Source organism: Gilliamella sp. wkB178 (assembly GCF_001690705.1).
GTDB classification, from domain to species: domain Bacteria; phylum Pseudomonadota; class Gammaproteobacteria; order Enterobacterales; family Orbaceae; genus Gilliamella; species Gilliamella apicola_K.
Window position 1 is genome coordinate 1 of sequence record NZ_LZGK01000016.1, and the last position, 17729, is coordinate 17729.

The window sequence follows — 17729 nt, forward strand, 5'->3', positions numbered from 1 at the left end:
GGTACTCCGGGGATAACAGGCTGATACCGCCCAAGAGTTCATATCGACGGCGGTGTTTGGCACCTCGATGTCGGCTCATCACATCCTGGGGCTGAAGTAGGTCCCAAGGGTACGGCTGTTCGCCGTTTAAAGTGGTACGCGAGCTGGGTTTAGAACGTCGTGAGACAGTTCGGTCCCTATCTGCCATGGGCGTAGGAAAATTGAGAGGGTTTGCTTCTAGTACGAGAGGACCGAAGTGAACGCACCGCTGGTGTACGGGTTGTGATGCCAATTGCATTGCCCGGTAGCTACGTGCGGGATAGATAAGTGCTGAAAGCATCTAAGCACGAAACTAGCCTTGAGATGAGTTTTCCCAGATGAGAATCTGTAAGGTCCGTTTGAGACTAAGACGTAGATAGGTCAGGTGTGTAAGTGTAGTGATACATTGAGCTAACTGATACTAATGAACCGAGAGTCTTAACCTTACAACTCGGAGTTGTTTTGGTGCGCGAAGAAGAAGAAAGCAGTTTGTTCCGGATTGAGTTGGTGTGTTGTAGTTAACAGATAAATAACACATTGATGAAAGAATAGAGAGAGTACAGGATATGTCTGGCGGTAATAGCGCGGTGGTCCCACCTGACCCCATGCCGAACTCAGAAGTGAAACGCCGTAGTGCCGATGGTAGTGTGGGTATTACCCATGTGAGAGTAGGGTGCCGCCAGACTAATAAATAAGAGAGAGCCCAGCAGTAATGCTGGGCTTTTTTGTATCTACTTTTTATTTTAAATTAATTTTTAAGATATCCATTTGTTTAAGGAGTGAATAATGGATAATTTAAATTTTTTATATTATTTCTTTCACTCTGATTTTATTCAAAAATATCTAACTATTCCTCAACTTATAGGTATATTAGGTTTTCTTGTTGGTGTTAGTGCTTTTTTGCAACGTAATGATAACGCTTTTCGTTGGCAGCTAACAATCGTCAATGTTATTATGACAATTCATTTCTATTTATTAGGTCCTGAATCTTATCCAGCTGCTATTCTCAATATTATCAATATATTTCGAAATATTGCTTCAGCTTACACAAAAAACATTATGGTAATGTTATTGTTTATAGCTCTAATGTTGGTATTTTATTTTCTTACTACGCCAGATTTGACTCAATTTATTCATTATTTGTCAGTTATTGGTACCACATTAGTGACAATTGCTCTTTATCGACTTCAGCAACAACAGATGCGATTATTAATATTACTAAGTAGTGCCTTATGGATTATTTATAGTTTATGGATAGGATCTTTAGGAAGTTTAGCTATAGAAGTAACATTTGCAATAATCAATATTATTACCATTGTCAAATTATTTAAAATAAATAAAAAAGTGGCTAATTTATAGATATATTTGCCAGTTTTATATTATTTTCCTATTTATTTATTGCTGTATGTATGAAACAATTCAGTTATATAAAAATTAATTTTTTTGAGGTAGTCAGTGATCGATAATGATGGCTACCGTCCAAATGTAGGAATAGTTATTTGTAACAGGTATGGTCAAGTGCTTTGGGCTCGTCGCTTTGGGCAAAATTCTTGGCAATTTCCTCAGGGCGGGATAAAATTAAACGAAACTCCTGAGCAAGCAATGTTTCGTGAATTGAATGAAGAAGTAGGATTATTACCAAAAGATGTTAAGATTTTATCTGTTACTAATGGTTGGTTACGATATAAACTACCTAAAAGAATGATTCGTTGGGAAAATCAGCCCGTTTGTATTGGTCAAAAGCAAAAATGGTTTTTACTTGAATTGATATCAAATACTTCGGTGATTAATCTGAATGTTTCACCAACCCCTGAATTTGATGATTGGAAATGGGTGAATTATTGGTACCCAATCAGGCAAGTTATAGCCTTCAAACGTGATGTCTATCGAAAAGCTATGAAAGAATTTTCATCATTAGTATTTACCATACAGTCTGAAATAGAAGAATCAACAGTAAACTCTGTAAAAAAGAAACGTTTTAATTTCTTTGCTCATAAACGAAAAAATAAACAGCGTGTTAAAAAATGAATCAATATTTACAATTCCCTGATTTCAATCCTATAGCTTTTTCAATTGGTCCTATTTCGCTGCATTGGTATGGCGCAATGTATTTATTTGGCGTATTAGGTGCTCTTTATTTAGCCAAACGTCGAGCTAAACAACCACACAGTCAGTGGACTTCGTTACAAGTTGAAAATTTGCTTTTTTTGGGCTTTCTTGGGCTTTTTATTGGTGGGCGCTTAGGTTATATTTTATTTTATAATTTTGATGCTTTTATTCAAGATCCTTGGATTTTATTTAGAGTTTGGGAAGGTGGAATGTCTTTCCACGGGGGATTAATAGGGGCGTTATTTGTGATAGCTATATTTGCTAAAGAAACTCATAAAACTTTTATGCAAGTAGCTGATTTTGTTGCTCCTCTTGTTCCTATTGGTTTAATGTTTGGGCGATTTGGTAATTTTATTAACGGCGAACTTTGGGGAAGAGTAACTCATTCATCAATTGGTATGTTATTTCCTACTTCAACACACGCTGATTTTATGTTTGTACAATCACATCCCGAGTGGTTTTCACTATACTCACAACTTAATGGCATTTTACCAAGGCATCCTTCACAACTTTATGAAATGGTATTTGAGGGGATAGTTTTATTTATTATACTGAATTTATTTATTCGTAAACCAAGGCCAACAGGTGCTGTTTCTGGGCTATTCTTATTTTGTTATGGTTTATTCAGATTCATTATTGAATTCTTTAGACAACCTGATGAACAGCTAGGGTTATTTTTAAATATCATTAGTATGGGGCAGATATTATGTCTACCAATGATTATTATTGGTATTTTAATTATTTTATACGCATATCGAACTAATCAAAAAACGAGAAAATTATGAAACAATATTTGGCGCTGATGCAAAAAATTCTGGATGAAGGAGTACCTAAATCCGATCGAACTGGAACAGGTACGCTATCTATTTTTGGTCATCAAATGCGATTTAATTTGCAAGACGGCTTTCCATTAGTCACTACCAAAAAATGCCATTTACGTTCAATTATTCATGAACTACTTTGGTTCTTAAAAGGTGATACTAATGTTAAATATTTACATGATAACAAAGTCACTATTTGGGATGAATGGGCTGATGAAAATGGTGACTTGGGTCCAGTCTATGGAAAACAGTGGCGAGCTTGGGGTGCAGCAGATGGTCGACAAATAGATCAAATTTCACAATTAATTTCGCAAATTAAAAAAGATCCTGATTCAAGGCGAATGATAGTCTCTGCTTGGAATGTTGGTGAGCTTGATCAAATGGCATTAGCACCGTGCCATGCTTTTTTCCAATTTTATGTAGCGCAAGGAAAACTTTCCTGTCAACTTTATCAGCGCTCTTGTGATGTATTTTTAGGATTACCGTTTAATATAGCAAGCTATTCTTTGTTAGTTCATATGATAGCCCAACAATGTGATTTAGCTGTAGGTGATTTTGTTTGGACCGGTGGAGATACTCACTTGTATTCAAATCATATGCAGCAGACTCATTTACAATTAAGTCGGCAACCAAAAGCATTGCCAAAACTTAAGATAAAACGTAAGCCACCAACAATTTTTGATTATGAATTTGAAGATTTTGAAATTGTTGATTACGATCCTCATCCTGCAATTAAAGCGCCAGTGGCAATTTAATCTATGCAAAAATGTTTCAGGTCTGTTATACGTTTAAGTATGTAATTCTGATACAGTTATATCCTAGATTATAAAAAGGTTGGTTATACCAACCTTTTTTGTTTATGAATTTTTTATTTTGTTACCACACAAGTTTTACAGAATGTAATTGTAACTAACTTGCTGGTTATTTTTGCCCATTAAATCAAGATATAGTATATAATACCTAACTTTGTTTAAGTAATTACTTAATTTTAATATGAGTCAAAATCAGGAAATATACCCCGTATTCACAAAACGTTTATTACATCCACGTTATTGGCTAACTTGGCTGGGTCTAGGCATTTTATATCTAATTGTTTTATTACCTTATCCTATTATTTATCAACTTGGTAAATGTTTAGGTTTGCTTTCAATGAAGTTAATTAAAAAACGCAAGGAAACAGCAACTCAAAATTTACAACTTTGTTTTCCAGATAAGTCAAAGCAAGAAAGAGATTTAATGTTACGTGATAATTTCATTTCTACTGGTTTAGCTATTTTTGAAACTGGTATAGCTTGGTTTTGGTCGAATAAACGGCTAGCCAAACATTCTTCCATCATCGGCGATTCGCATATAACTCAAATTCAACAATCCGGTAAAGGTGTATTACTCATTGGTATTCACTTTTTAACTTTAGAGTTAGGTGCCCGCATTTTAGGAATGAGTCATCCGGGTGTGGGTGTTTATCGACCTAATGATAATCCGGTAATGGATTATATTCAGCTTAAAGGAAGATTAAAATCGAATAAATATATGCTCGATCGACATAATACTAAAGGAATGATTAGGGCATTAAAAAATGGTGAATTATTGTGGTATGCTCCAGATCATGATTATGGACCTAAAAATAGCGTATTTGCTCCACTTTTTGCCGTTGAAAAAGCCGCAACCACTATTGGTACACGTATTCTGGTTAAACTTGGTCAACCAGCTATTATTCCTTTTACCCCAAAGCGGGAAAAAAATGGTCACTATACTGTTTATGTTTCGTCCGAACTAAAAGGTTATCCTATGGATGATGATGTACTAGCGGCAACATTTATGAACAAAGCGATTGAAAATGAAATATTGAAAGCACCTGAGCAATATATGTGGTTACATCGACGCTTTAAAACCCGACCTAAAGGTGAATCACCTTTGTACACTAATAGTGTGCAATCGGACTAGCATAAATTTTATTTATAGGATTGATTAAACCAGTAATATATATGCAAAAACTTAATAAAATTATTTTGTACTGTCGTTCAGGATTCGAAAAAGAGTGTGCTGCTGAGATCACAGATAAAGCTTTGCAACAAGAAATATATGGTTTTGCGAAAGTTAATGACAATAGTGGTTATGTAATTTTTGAATGTTATCAGGATAACGATGCTGAAATATTAGTAAAAACCATTTCTTTCCGTACACTAATTTTTGCTCGACAAATGTTTGTCGCCGGCAATTTGTTAAAAGATTTACCTAAAAATGATAGGATAACTCCAATTATTGAAGCTTTATCTGGTTGCGTTGATAGAGCTGGTGATCTGCGAGTAGAAGTTGCAGATACTAATGAAGGTAAAGATCTGACTAGTTTTTGTCGTAAATTTACTGTTCCACTGAGACAAGCATTACGTAATAAACGTTTGTTATTAAAAGTAGCCAATCCTACTCGTCCAGTTATTCACATTTTTTTTATAAATAGCAATTGTTGTTATGCTGGTTATTCTTATAGTCAAAATAATTCGCCTTTTTATATGGGAATACCAAGATTAAAATTTCCAGCGGATGCACCAAGCCGTTCTACACTTAAATTAGAGGAGGCTTTCCATATTTTTATTCCTTATGAAGAATGGGATGAAAGATTACATGGGGGGCTAAATGCTGTTGATTTAGGTGCTTGTCCTGGTGGTTGGACCTATCAATTAGTGAAACGCAGTATGATGGTTTACGCTATTGATAATGGTTCCATGAATGAAAAATTAATGGCAACAGGGCAAGTTAAACATTATTGTGAAGATGGCTTTAAATTTATGCCTAAAAAGCATAATATTTATTGGTTAGTCTGTGACATGGTTGAAAAACCGACAAAAGTAACAAAGCTAATTGCCAAATGGTTAATTAATGGTTGGTGTCGAGAAACAATTTTTAATCTTAAGTTACCCATGAAAAAACGCTATGAAGAAGTAACACATAACTTACAATTACTCAGTAATGAATTAAATAATAAACAAATTAATGTACAAATTCAGGCTAAACAGCTTTATCATGATCGGGAAGAAATTACTGTTCACGTGCAACGAATTTGGGGTTAATAATTTACAAGAGAATAGGTATGAATTTAAAACAGTCTTTTTATAGTATGTTGATATTAGCATTATTTACACTTTTAGTTGGATGTTCAGCTAAAATGTCCAAAAAAATTTCTGATTATGATGATATCAAAGATGCTAATTATTATCTTTCACAAGTAGATTCAAGTTCAGGCCAAGCTAAAACCAATTGGCAATTATTGGCGATACGTGCTTTAGTAAAAGAAAATAATTATGCTCAAGCTAATAGTATATTAGCTAATTTATCTTCTGAGCTTAATGTTGAACAACAACAAGAAAAATTACTATTACAAGCTGAAGTTGCTGTTAAAACAGGCAAAACAGTTAATCTGAATGAAATATTAATACCAAGTTTAACTAATTCACAATTGTATCGTTATTATCAGATTAAATTGAATCTAGATGGTAAAAATAAGCAAATTAATGAGCAGGCTCATGATTATATAGAGTTGGAAAAATATGCTGCGGATAGTCAGAAAAAACAAGTAATCAATGCTAGTTGGAACTTTTTTAGTAAATTAAATTCAAGCCAAATAAGTACAATTTTAGTTTATGATAATGAAACAATACTAAAAGGTTGGATTGATTTAAGTTATGCATTTCAAAACAACAGTAAGGCAATAGTTAAACAAGATGATGACTCTCCAGAAATTATTGCTGAAAATACTAAAAAACAAAAAGAATTATTGAAACAAGCAGTTAGTGATTGGCTAAAGCAATATTCTGAGCATCCTGCCAAAGCAATTATTCCTATATTAACTGGTGAACAAACACTTTCAGTTGACAGTGTTAACGCAAAAAAAGTAGCATTATTATTGCCATTAAATGGTTCCTCGCGTATATTTGGCGAAACTATTCGGCAAGGATATGCTGATGCGATTAAATTCTTCCCCCAAGAACCACAACAAAACATGGTAGTTCTCGATACTACTACAACTCCACTTGAAGTCCTGATCCAACAAGCGCAAGAACAAAACGTTGAACTAATTGTCGGACCTTTATTAAAAGAAGAAGTAATAAAAATAAAACAATTAGCGCCAACTATCCCTGTTTTAGCCTTGAATAAAGTTGATGATAGTAGTTCTGCAACCAATAAGATGTGTTTTTTCGCATTATCACCAGAAGATGAGGCTCAAGATGCAGCAGATCATATTTACGCACAAAGTAAACTAGCTCCTTTATTACTAGTGCCTCAGAACGATCTAGGGCAGCGTGTAGCGCAAAGCTTTGCTAAACAATGGTCAAAATTATCATCTAATACCTCTAGAGCTTATGTACAATATTTTGGTAATGCTAAAACCTTAAGTGCTAATATGAACCGTAATATAGGTATTAGTCTTACTGGTGATCCTATTTTTATAGATTCTGAACCTACGTTATCTTCTGGGCCAACATCTGGTTTTGATGCCATTTATATTTATTCTTCGTATGATGAACTGACATTAATAAAACCGATGCTAGATATGGGAGCAAGTAAATCTGGTGGCGGTTCATTATCCGCAACCATGATTTATACCAGTTCAAAGAGTCATGTAGCCAATGCATCTACTGATTTTTACTATGACATGAATCATACCGAATATGCTGATATTCCTATGATAGTTAATCGTTCAGGTTATACGGTTACCTTGCCAAGCAATATAGAAAAAGATTATTCATTATTACGTTTATATGCAATGGGTATTGATGCCTGGCGATTAGCTAATCGTTTTAATCAATTAGATTCAGATCAAATGAATTTTTTAGACGGAATGACGGGTAAATTATCAACTACAGAACAATGCAAATTAACGCGTTCACTATCATGGCAACAATATCTTAATGACACAAGCCAACAACCAATGTCAAAAAGTGAATAATAAAAAAATTGGTGATCATTATGAGAATATTGCTTGCCAATTTTTAATTAACCAAGGCCTTATTTTAATTGAACAAAATAGCCACTATCGCATAGGCGAAATAGATTTGATTATGCAAGATAAAAAATGCCTTGTTTTTATTGAAGTTCGTTATCGTAAAAATGCTAATTTTGGCCCTGCCGAAATGACAGTTACACCAAATAAACAAAGTAAAATTAAACAAGCAGCCCAGTCTTGGATGTTGTCGAAAAATTTAAATATTGAAGCAACTGAGTTTAGATTTGATGTTTTTGCTATTACTGGTGAAAAACAACAATGGATTATTAATGCGTTTTAATATATTAGGTGAAAAACGTGCAAGATTTAATTAAAAATTATTTTACAGAAAGTATTCAAACGCAAATTGTTATGGCCGAATCATTAGGTTTATCGATTGAAAAAGCTGCCAGAATTATCGTGGAAGGTTTGCTTAATGGTAATAAAATTATGAGTTGTGGTAATGGAGCTTCTGCTGCCAATGTTCAAAGTTTTACATCTCGCTTAATCACAAGTATTGAAATTGAAAGACCAAGTATACCTGCAATAGCATTAGTTGCTGATAATGTTTTATTAAGTGCCATTGCCAATCATGAAGAAATTTATGCGCGCCAAATCCAAGCATTAGGTCAACAAGGGGATGTATTAATTATATCGACATGCCAAGGTAAAAGCCGATCGATTATTCGAGCAGTTCAAGAAGCGGTAATTAAAGATATGAAAATTGTGGCTTTAACCGCTTTTGATGGTGGAGAAGTTATTGGTTTATTAGGGCAAAATGATATAGAAATTAGAGTACCATCGGATAAAAAAGTGATGGCTTACGAAATGCATGCTATGATTTTAAACTGTCTAAGCCAATTAATTGAAAATACATTATTTATTCATGCAGAATAAGTTAAAATAAAAACAGTTTAGTTCTGCAATAATGACTATTTTTATGCTATAATAATAAGCTGTTTTGATGACTTAAATTTATATAAGAGATCATGGTGTTATGACCGAACTAGCCAAAGAAATAACCCCCGTTAATATTGAAGATGAATTAAAATCCTCCTATCTTGATTATGCAATGTCTGTAATTGTTGGACGAGCCTTACCCGATGTCCGTGATGGTTTAAAGCCTGTTCATCGGCGAGTTTTATTTGCTATGCATGAGGCAGGATATGATTGGAATAAGCCCTACAGAAAGTCAGCTCGTGTCGTTGGGGATGTTATAGGTAAATACCACCCACATGGTGATTCAGCAGTTTATGACACTATTGTACGAATGGCTCAACCATTTTCATTACGTTATATGCTAGTTGATGGTCAAGGTAACTTTGGTTCTGTTGATGGTGACTCCGCTGCCGCCATGCGTTATACAGAAATACGCATGCAGAAGTTTGCGGACTCATTGTTAACTGATCTTGATAAAGAGACAGTTGACTTCTCACCTAACTATGACGGTTCAGAAATGATTCCTGATGTGTTACCAACACGTATTCCTAATTTGTTAATCAATGGTTCGTCAGGTATTGCTGTTGGTATGGCGACGAATATTCCGCCTCATAACTTATCTGAAGTAATCAATGGTTGTTTGGCTTTTATTGAAGATGAAAATATTTCTGTTGATGGTTTAATGGAATACATTCATGGTCCTGATTTCCCAACAGCTGCGCTAATTAATGGTCGTAAAGGGATTGAAAATGCCTATCGTACTGGTCGCGGTATTATTTATATTCGCTCTAAAGCAACGATCGAAGTGGATGATCATAGCGGGCGCGAAACCATTATTGTTAATGAGATCCCATATCAAGTTAATAAGAAAAAACTAATCGAAAAAATAGCTGAATTAGTTAAAGATAAAAAAGTTGAAGGTATTTCGGCTTTACGTGACGAGTCCGACAAAGATGGTATGCGGATTGTTATTGAAATCAAACGAGATGCCGTTGGTGAAGTAGTATTAAACAATCTTTTCTCACTTACACAATTACAAGTTTCTTTTGGTATTAATATGGTAGCGTTGCATAAAGGGCAACCTAAACTGTTAAACCTTCGTGACATGATTGAAGCCTTTGTGCTTCATCGACGAGAAGTTGTTACCCGTCGAACTATTTATGAATTACGTAAAGCGCGTGAACGTGCCCATGTATTAGAAGGGCTAGCTATTGCTCTAGCTAATATTGATCCAATCATTGAATTAATTCGTGCTGCGGCAACACCAGCAGAAGCAAAAAATAAATTGTTAGCCCAAGCATGGCAACTGGGTAATGTTGCCGCTATGCTTGAAAAAGCTGGAAATGATGCTGCACGCCCTGAAGATTTAGCTCCTGAATTTGGTATTCGTGATGGGCATTATTACCTATCTGATGCTCAAGCTCAGGCAATTTTAGATCTTCGCTTACATCGTTTAACCGGCCTTGAACACGAAAAAATTCTTGATGAATATAAAGAATTATTAGTTCAAATTGGTGAACTATTACACATTTTAGCGGATCCTGAAAGATTGATGGCGGTGATTCGTGAAGAGCTTGAAGCTGTTCGCGATCAATTCCAAGATGCCAGAAGAACAGAAATAACCGCAAGTAGTGCCGATATCAATATTGAAGATCTGATTGCGCAAGAAGATGTGGTTGTTACTCTTTCACATCAAGGTTATGTAAAATATCAACCATTATCAGACTACGAGGCACAACGCCGAGGTGGTAAAGGTAAATCGGCAACTAAAATTAAAGAAGAAGATTTTGTTGAGAAATTACTAATAGCTAATACTCACGATACCATTCTTTGTTTTTCAAGTCGCGGGCGCCTATATTGGATGAAAGTCTATCAACTACCAGAAGCCAGCCGTGGCTCACGTGGTCGCCCAATTATTAATTTATTACCGCTAGAAGCTGATGAACGTATAACAGCAATTTTACCGGTTAAAGAATTTGATGATGAACATTGTGTATTTATGGCTACTGCACAAGGTACAGTTAAGAAGACTTCGTTGATTGAATTCAGTCGGCCTAGAAGTGGTGGTATTATTGCCATCAATCTACGTGATGACGATGAATTAATTGGTGTTGACTTAACCAATAATGAGCCATCAATAATAACAGATGAAGACGATATCAACGATGATGTCGTTGTTGAAGAAAATGAAACTGATGAAGAAGTGTCCGAAATTTCCAATACAGAAGACATAATGCTCTTTTCTGCAAATGGTAAGGTTGTCCGTTTCCCAGCCAATAAAGTACGTTGTATGGGAAGAACAGCAGCTGGTGTTCGTGGTATTAAACTTGAAAGCGATGATAAAGTTGTTTCTCTTATTGTCCCACGAGGTAATGGTGCCATTCTAACAGCAACACAAAATGGTTTTGGTAAACGTACCGAACAAGAATTATATCCAACTAAATCACGTGCAACTAAAGGTGTAATTTCAATCAAAGTTAGTGAACGAAATGGTGCAGTAGTTGGTGCAGTACAAGTAGAAGAAACCGATCAAATTATGCTCATTACTGATGCTGGTACCTTAGTCCGTACTCGCGTATCAGAAGTCAGCATAGTAGGACGTAATACTCAAGGGGTTATGCTTATTCGCACCGCAGAAAATGAAAAAGTTGTTGGCTTGCAGCGAATTGCAGAAACTGAGGAAGATGAAGATACAGAATCACCACAGAGTGATGAACCGAATGATTCAACTCCGGAGTTGGAACAATAGTTTTTAATTATCTAAAAGGATTAGCAAATATGACTAATCCTTTTTTATTATAAAAACCTTGATAAGGAATAGTATTAAATGTCATTTTCACTGAAAAAAATATTAACCAACCTAGCCTGGCAAATTTTGATTGCTTTAATTCTAGGCGTTATTGTCGGATCTTATTTTTATCAATTATCCGATCCAAATCACCCGTTACATGCATATTATCAATTTTCAATAGTAAACATATTTCAGCCAGCGGGCGATATTTTTATTCGTTTAATAAAAATGATCGTGTTGCCTATTATTCTGAGTACATTGACCTTAGGTATTGCCGGTATTGGTGGTTCTAAACGGTTAGGAACGTTAGGTTTTAAAACAATTCTTTATTTTGAAATTATCACTACTATTGCTATTTTATTAGGTCTTTTCTGGGGGAATGTGTTTGCACCTGGTGCTGGGATTGATTCTTCAACACTTGCAACTACCGACATCAGTAAATACACTAAGGCGACTGAAGAACTAAGTGGTAAACCCCATGGTTTGATCGTGATGATTTTAGATATGATCCCCGCCAATATTTTTAAAGCAATGACGGATGGTGCGGTTTTACCAGTGATCTTTTTCTGTGTTTTTTTTGGTTTAGGTTTAATGTCTTTACCAACTAAACAACGTGAACCATTTGTATTTTTCTTAAAAGTTGTTTCTGACACCATGTTTAAGGTAACAAACATGATTATGCGCTATGCACCAATAGGTGTATTTGCGCTGATTACTGTTACCGTGGCTAAATATGGATTTGAATCTTTAATACCACTATTTAAACTAATTTTGACTGTTTATTCAGCAATGATTATTTTTACCATATTGGTATTTGGGATAGTTTGTAAAATGTGTAAATTCAATATTTTCACGTTATTACGAATTTTGAAAGAAGAACTTATTATTGCGTTCTCAACAGCAAGTTCAGAAACCGCATTACCTAAAATTATCGAAAAAATGGAAGCTTATGGGGCACCTAAAGCTATAACGAGTTTTGTTATTCCAACCGGATATTCATTTAATCTTGATGGTTCTACACTTTATCAAAGTATTACAGTTATATTCTTAGCACAACTTTTCCACATGGATTTAACTATCACCGCTCAGGTTATTATCGTTATTACCTTAATGATTGCATCTAAAGGGATTGCAGGTGTGCCAGGTGCTTCCATTTTGGTTTTATCTGCTACACTTGGTAGTGTGGGTATCCCACTTGAGGGGATTGGTTATATTATGGGTGTTGAACGTATTTTGGATATGGGTAGAACGGTGGTTAATGTTATTGGTAATGCCTTAGCTGCCATTGTAATTGCTCGCTGGGAACATTTATTTGACGATAATAAAGCCAAAGCTTATGAACAAAAATATCTAAAATAGTAAACTATTTTTAATAGCTGTTATTTTCTTAAAAAACTACCTGTTTATCAGGTAGTTTTTTTTATTTAATAACCATGAAATATCACTTTTAAACTAACCTGTTTTTTTACTAATCTCATAACTTAATAGTTATAGCTTATATTTATATTTTACTAGCTTTTAAAATATGGACATAATCTTGTGTATTAGGTAAATGATAATGCTTAGTGATGAATTAAGGATATAAAAAAACCGACAATTGTCGGTTTTTTTATATCTTATGTAGATAATTATTTAATTTTAGCTTCTTTATAGATTACATGCTGACGCACAACAGGATCGTATTTTTTGATCTCCATTTTTTCAGGCATGGTTCTTTTGTTTTTGCTAGTGGTATAAAAATGACCTGTACCAGCAGAAGAAACTAATCTAATTTTTTCGCGTACACCTTTAGCCATGATTTGGTTTCCTTATTAGTACTTTTCACCACGGGCACGAAGTTCAGCTAAAACTGCATCAATACCCTTTTTATCGATAGTACGCATACCTTTAGCCGATATACGCAATTTTACAAAACGTTTTTCGCTCTCAACCCAAAAACGGTGAGTTTGAAGGTTTGGTAGAAAACGACGCTTAGTAGCATTCATCGCATGAGAGCGATTATTTCCTACTAAAGGACTTTTTCCTGTTACTTGGCATACTCGTGACATGTCAATAATTCTCCGAAATTTCTATGCTTAAGCCTTGGGCGTAATATGTTAATGGAATTAACCTCGTCAGGCTTTTAGTTTGCTGCAGTTCTATCTGAGAAGCAGACTAACCTCTCACACTACACCCATAATAATGAGGTAGCGAAGTATACGCTCTTATGCAAATATTCTCAAGTATTATCTTATAATAAGGGTAAAAAATAAGTTATATCAACATAAATCTTAACCATTGGTAAACCTTGTTAGTACCGAAATAGTAGCAATTTTTGTCCATTAACTTTATGAATAAATGTAATGTTATAAATTTAAAATAACTATGTAGCCATATATTGCCAACATATAGGATTATACTTGGTATCTAAGCAGTGAATCCACTTTTATTAGTTAATAGCAACGTTTTATAAAACAGAATATTAAGTGTATTTATGATTTTTAAAAAAATTATCCAATATTCATATTAAATATGCTTTAATACTAAAGATTATATTTTCTATCTGATTTTCTCACTAGCAAGGAGATAGTATGCGTCAGTTTACCCCGTACAGTATATACGGAATTATTGGATACCCGCTTGGGCATAGTATGAGTCCGCTTATACACACTACATCATTTCAAGATTATGGTATTCCGGCTGTGTTAGTGGCTTTCCCCACCCCGCCGGAAGAAATCGCTACACTTTTTAAATCTGTCCGATTATTAAATATTCGTGGTTTATGCGTCACTATTCCACATAAACAGACAATCATCCCTTATTTAGATTATGTTACAGATCATGTAAAAAAAGCCGGTGCGGCTAATTTGGTTTACTGGGATGGCGATAAACTTTGTGGTGATAATACTGATATTATCGGTTTTATGGAACCACTTCAGCATAAAAACCTACCAGCTGATTATCATAAGGTTTTATTGCTAGGTGCCGGAGGAGCAGCACGTGCAGCAGTGGTAGGCTTGCAACATTTAGGTTATACAGATATAACTGTCACCGATATCGTTGCGGATTTGCCTGCAGCATTAGCTAAAGAATTTAATCTAAAAGTTGTGGCTTGGGAAGATCGCAGTAAAGTTGAAGCTCAAATTATTATTAACTCAACTCCATTAGGAATGAAAGGTAAATTTGAAGATCAAACTGCTTATGAACAGTCATGGTTTAAAGGCAAAGGCGTGGCATATGATATTGTGTATACTCCTTATCATACTCGTTTTCGACAAGAAGCGGAAAACGCTGGCTGGCAATCTATTTCTGGTCGCGATATGTTTATTGGGCAAGCTAATGCTCAGTTTAAGATTTGGACCGGTAAACAACTTTCAGATAATGCCAAACAAGCGGTTATCGATGCTTTAGCTAAACAGTAATTACTGAACTTACACACCTAATAGTTTATATTAGGCGTGTTGTGAATATTTATACAACCATCATTTTTTAAATTGTTAATGATGTTGAGGATATCTGTTCAATCAATTTACTCAAACATAATATTACTAAGGAGCCTTTATGACTAACCTAGAATTACAAGCCTATCGTCGTTTTCTAATGTTAAAAGTGTCAGAGGCAAGTGAATATATTGGCAAAACAGATATCCAAACATGGTATGATTGGGAACAAGGTATTGTTCCGGTACCTGAATTTGTGTCCAGTGCCATGCAAAACTTAAAAAAAGTTCGCAATGAAAAAATAAATATCATTATTGGCAGTATTAACGATCGAGTTGGTAGTAATACAATTCGTTACTTTATGACATATGCTGAATTTCATAAAGTGAATCCCAACCTTGATGTTATTCAGTGGCGATTGCATCAATCTATTGCAACAGAACTTTATTTTCGTGGTTTAGAAAAGCTCTGTTAATAGCTAATTTGCTGGTTTAATCTATAACCGTAACTTACTCAGTGCTGTAAATTTATCTTTACGGAAAAATAAATAACTACAATAATTATTTCATAAAAATCAATATTGTTTTTTTTATTTAACAATATGTAAAAAAAATATTGCAAAAATCAAAGTGAATCACTAGCATAGACGACATATTTTGCGATCTGTAAATCTGATAGGACCCAATATGAATAAAACAATTTTTTTAGTCGGTGCGAGAGCGGCTGGCAAAACAACTTTGGGGAAGATGCTCGCTAATAAGTTATCATATTCATTTGTAGATACAGATTGTTATTTACTGGAAACAACTCAAAAAACTGTAGCTGAAATAGTTGAAAAGGAAGGCTGGGATGGTTTTAGAGCAAGAGAAAGCCAAGTACTGGTTGATACTACTAAACCTAATCACGTTATTGCTACAGGTGGAGGAATGGTTTTAGCACAACAAAACCGTAACTTTATGAAACAACATGGAATGGTTTTCTTCTTGTCAGCACCGGCAGCAATATTAGCTGCGCGTTTAATGAAAGATCCTAATGTTGCACAACGCCCCTCTTTAACGGGTTTGTCTATTATTGATGAAATGGAAAAAGTGCTTACTGAACGCCTACCATTATATCATGATGCTGCACATCATATTATTAATGTCAATCAAGATGAAAATTTGGTTCTTAATCAACTAATTGAGCTATTGTCCAATAATTAGTTATGTGGATGTTTTATTCTTCTATTTTAAATACCACTGCTTGAGGTGGTATTTTTTTGATTAAATAAAAACAATAAAGGACGCATTTTTAGTATAAGATAACTTTTTTATACAATGATTAATTAATAACTATAAATAATAAATAAAGTTAGAAGTTAAATTATATTTTACCTTTTAGGTAACGGTTGATACTTGTATATTGAATACTATTAAATTTTTAATAATGGAGTACTACAAATGGATACCCAAAGAGTCAATTCTTACGGAATTGTCGGATCGATTTATGCTAATTACATTATACAAAGTATGGCACTGATTGTGCTCATGCAATTCTCAGGTGATATATCAAAACAACTCAATACTGATTTAGTTGGATTAGGTTTTGTTGCTTCTGGTATTGGTATTGGCAAAATATTATTAATGTTTGTAGGTGGGCTGTTATCTGATAAGTTTGGGCGTAAACCTTTTATTTATATTGGCATGACTTGTTATGCAATTTTCTTTATCGGTATGACTTTTTGTACCAACATTAATATTGCTTTTTGTTTAGCTATTGTGGTTGGGGCAGGTAACTCTTTTTTAGATACTGGTTCCATGCCAGCTCTAACAGAATGTTTTCCAGGATCTGCGGGGTCGGCAAGTGTACTTATCAAGGCCTTTATATCTATAGGTAGCTTAATATTACCGTTTATTGTTACTTTTTTTTATAAAAATCAATTATGGTATGGGTGGGCGTTTATTGGCTTTACAACTTATTTAATCATCAATGGTCTATGTTTATTACCTAAGAAATTTCCCCATAAAGATACAGCAATAAAAGGAAATGAAGGTTCTGAAAGTTATTTTATTGGTAAACCTAACTTTCAATTTGAAGGTATTTTACTCATTATTATGGGGTTTACTACTACAGCAACATTTGTGATTATTTGGCAGTGGCTTCCTGCTATTGCAATTAAAGGCGTTAATATGAGTGATATTGAAGCAAAACAGCTTATTAGCTATTATAGCTCAGCTTCAATTATTTCGGTATTTGTCACGGCTTATGTCGTAAAACGTTTTTTAAAACCAGTGTATTGCATCATTATTCTGCCTACATTATCTGCATTAGTATTAATACTATTTTATTTTGATGTTTCTCCTCTAATGTGCCTTATTACGGCAATTGGCATGGGGTTTACTGCCGCTGGGGGTGTTTTACAGTTGACTTTAGTGGTTATGCAACAAATGTTCCCAACTCGAAAAGGTCTTGCTGTCGGTTGTATGTATACACTCAGTGGCTTATCTTTTTTCATTATCCCTCAAGTTGTACCAAAACTTGCTGAAATTGATGTGAGTTATGCAATTTTGACCGATTTTTCTATGGCCTTTTTAAGTGCAGTCTTAGGTTTGATTGTGTATACGCGCTTTACTAAAGTCATTGATATGCAAAAAATTTAAGCTGCAACTACA

Annotated in this window: 17 protein-coding genes and 2 rRNA genes; 17 read left to right on the forward strand and 2 right to left on the reverse strand. The window is 34.4% G+C overall.

What is annotated here, in order from left to right:
* From A9G13_RS09570 to gltP, 13 genes are all read left to right on the forward strand, one after another.
* A 23S ribosomal RNA gene (locus A9G13_RS09570) occupies positions 1 to 464 on the forward strand; the annotation flags it as partial.
* Positions 465 to 587: 123 nt separating this feature from the next.
* Positions 588 to 703, forward strand: a 5S ribosomal RNA gene (gene rrf, locus A9G13_RS09575).
* Between the two features lie 101 nt (positions 704 to 804).
* Complete coding sequence (locus A9G13_RS09580) at positions 805 to 1377, forward strand: YgjV family protein (RefSeq protein WP_081301232.1); 573 nt, start codon at positions 805 to 807, stop codon at positions 1375 to 1377.
* A gap of 96 nt (positions 1378 to 1473) precedes the next feature.
* The gene (gene rppH, locus A9G13_RS09585) at positions 1474 to 2046 is read left to right on the forward strand and encodes an RNA pyrophosphohydrolase (protein ID WP_065557397.1); all 573 of its coding nucleotides are present in this window, start codon (positions 1474 to 1476) and stop codon (positions 2044 to 2046) included.
* Positions 2043 to 2912 carry a prolipoprotein diacylglyceryl transferase gene (gene lgt / locus A9G13_RS09590; protein WP_065557398.1) on the forward strand — a complete coding sequence of 290 codons (870 nt, stop codon included), beginning with the start codon at positions 2043 to 2045 and terminating at the stop codon, positions 2910 to 2912. The genes rppH and lgt overlap by 4 nt, the downstream gene beginning before the upstream one ends.
* Complete coding sequence (gene thyA / locus A9G13_RS09595) at positions 2909 to 3703, forward strand: thymidylate synthase (protein ID WP_065557399.1); 795 nt, start codon at positions 2909 to 2911, stop codon at positions 3701 to 3703. The genes lgt and thyA overlap by 4 nt, the downstream gene beginning before the upstream one ends.
* 238 nt (positions 3704 to 3941) lie before the next feature.
* Positions 3942 to 4892, forward strand: a complete 951-nt coding sequence (gene lpxL / locus A9G13_RS09600) for an LpxL/LpxP family Kdo(2)-lipid IV(A) lauroyl/palmitoleoyl acyltransferase (RefSeq protein WP_065557400.1) — start codon at positions 3942 to 3944, stop codon at positions 4890 to 4892.
* A 41-nt stretch (positions 4893 to 4933) separates the two neighbouring features.
* On the forward strand, positions 4934 to 6016 hold the full coding sequence (rlmM, locus tag A9G13_RS09605; protein ID WP_065557401.1) for a 23S rRNA (cytidine(2498)-2'-O)-methyltransferase RlmM: 1083 nt from the start codon (positions 4934 to 4936) through the stop codon (positions 6014 to 6016).
* Positions 6017 to 6036: 20 nt separating this feature from the next.
* Positions 6037 to 7893, forward strand: a complete 1857-nt coding sequence (locus A9G13_RS09610) for a penicillin-binding protein activator (RefSeq protein ID WP_065557402.1) — start codon at positions 6037 to 6039, stop codon at positions 7891 to 7893.
* The gene (locus A9G13_RS09615; protein WP_218059227.1) at positions 7886 to 8230 is read left to right on the forward strand and encodes a YraN family protein; all 345 of its coding nucleotides are present in this window, start codon (positions 7886 to 7888) and stop codon (positions 8228 to 8230) included. Before A9G13_RS09610 ends, A9G13_RS09615 begins: the two co-directional genes overlap by 8 nt.
* Before the next feature lie 17 nt (positions 8231 to 8247).
* Entirely contained in the window at positions 8248 to 8826 is a 579-nt protein-coding gene (locus A9G13_RS09620) for an SIS domain-containing protein (protein WP_065557404.1), read from the forward strand.
* A gap of 100 nt (positions 8827 to 8926) precedes the next feature.
* Entirely contained in the window at positions 8927 to 11617 is a 2691-nt protein-coding gene (gene gyrA, locus A9G13_RS09625) for a DNA topoisomerase (ATP-hydrolyzing) subunit A (RefSeq protein ID WP_065557405.1), read from the forward strand.
* A 90-nt stretch (positions 11618 to 11707) separates the two neighbouring features.
* A complete protein-coding gene (gene gltP / locus A9G13_RS09630; protein WP_065557640.1) occupies positions 11708 to 13018 on the forward strand; it encodes a glutamate/aspartate:proton symporter GltP in 1311 nt (436 codons plus the stop codon).
* Between the two features lie 269 nt (positions 13019 to 13287).
* On the opposite strand, the gene rpmG is transcribed toward gltP, so the two are convergent.
* Positions 13288 to 13455, reverse strand: a complete 168-nt coding sequence (gene rpmG, locus A9G13_RS09635) for a 50S ribosomal protein L33 (RefSeq protein WP_025314526.1) — start codon at positions 13453 to 13455, stop codon at positions 13288 to 13290.
* 15 nt (positions 13456 to 13470) lie between these two features.
* Positions 13471 to 13707, reverse strand: a complete 237-nt coding sequence (gene rpmB, locus A9G13_RS09640) for a 50S ribosomal protein L28 (RefSeq protein WP_065557406.1) — start codon at positions 13705 to 13707, stop codon at positions 13471 to 13473.
* A 522-nt stretch (positions 13708 to 14229) separates the two neighbouring features.
* Between rpmB and aroE the strand changes: the two genes are divergently transcribed.
* From aroE to A9G13_RS09660, 4 genes are all read left to right on the forward strand, one after another.
* On the forward strand, positions 14230 to 15060 hold the full coding sequence (gene aroE / locus A9G13_RS09645) for a shikimate dehydrogenase (RefSeq protein ID WP_065557407.1): 831 nt from the start codon (positions 14230 to 14232) through the stop codon (positions 15058 to 15060).
* Positions 15061 to 15199: 139 nt separating this feature from the next.
* Positions 15200 to 15553 (forward strand): Aca2/YdiL-like domain-containing protein, encoded by a 354-nt coding sequence (locus A9G13_RS09650; protein WP_065557408.1) that lies wholly within the window; start codon positions 15200 to 15202, stop codon positions 15551 to 15553.
* Positions 15554 to 15764: 211 nt separating this feature from the next.
* Positions 15765 to 16280, forward strand: coding sequence for a shikimate kinase AroL (gene aroL, locus A9G13_RS09655; RefSeq protein ID WP_065557409.1), 516 nt, complete (start codon positions 15765 to 15767; stop codon positions 16278 to 16280).
* Between the two features lie 237 nt (positions 16281 to 16517).
* The gene (locus A9G13_RS09660) at positions 16518 to 17717 is read left to right on the forward strand and encodes an MFS transporter (RefSeq protein ID WP_065557410.1); all 1200 of its coding nucleotides are present in this window, start codon (positions 16518 to 16520) and stop codon (positions 17715 to 17717) included.
* Positions 17718 to 17729 lie beyond the last annotated feature (12 nt).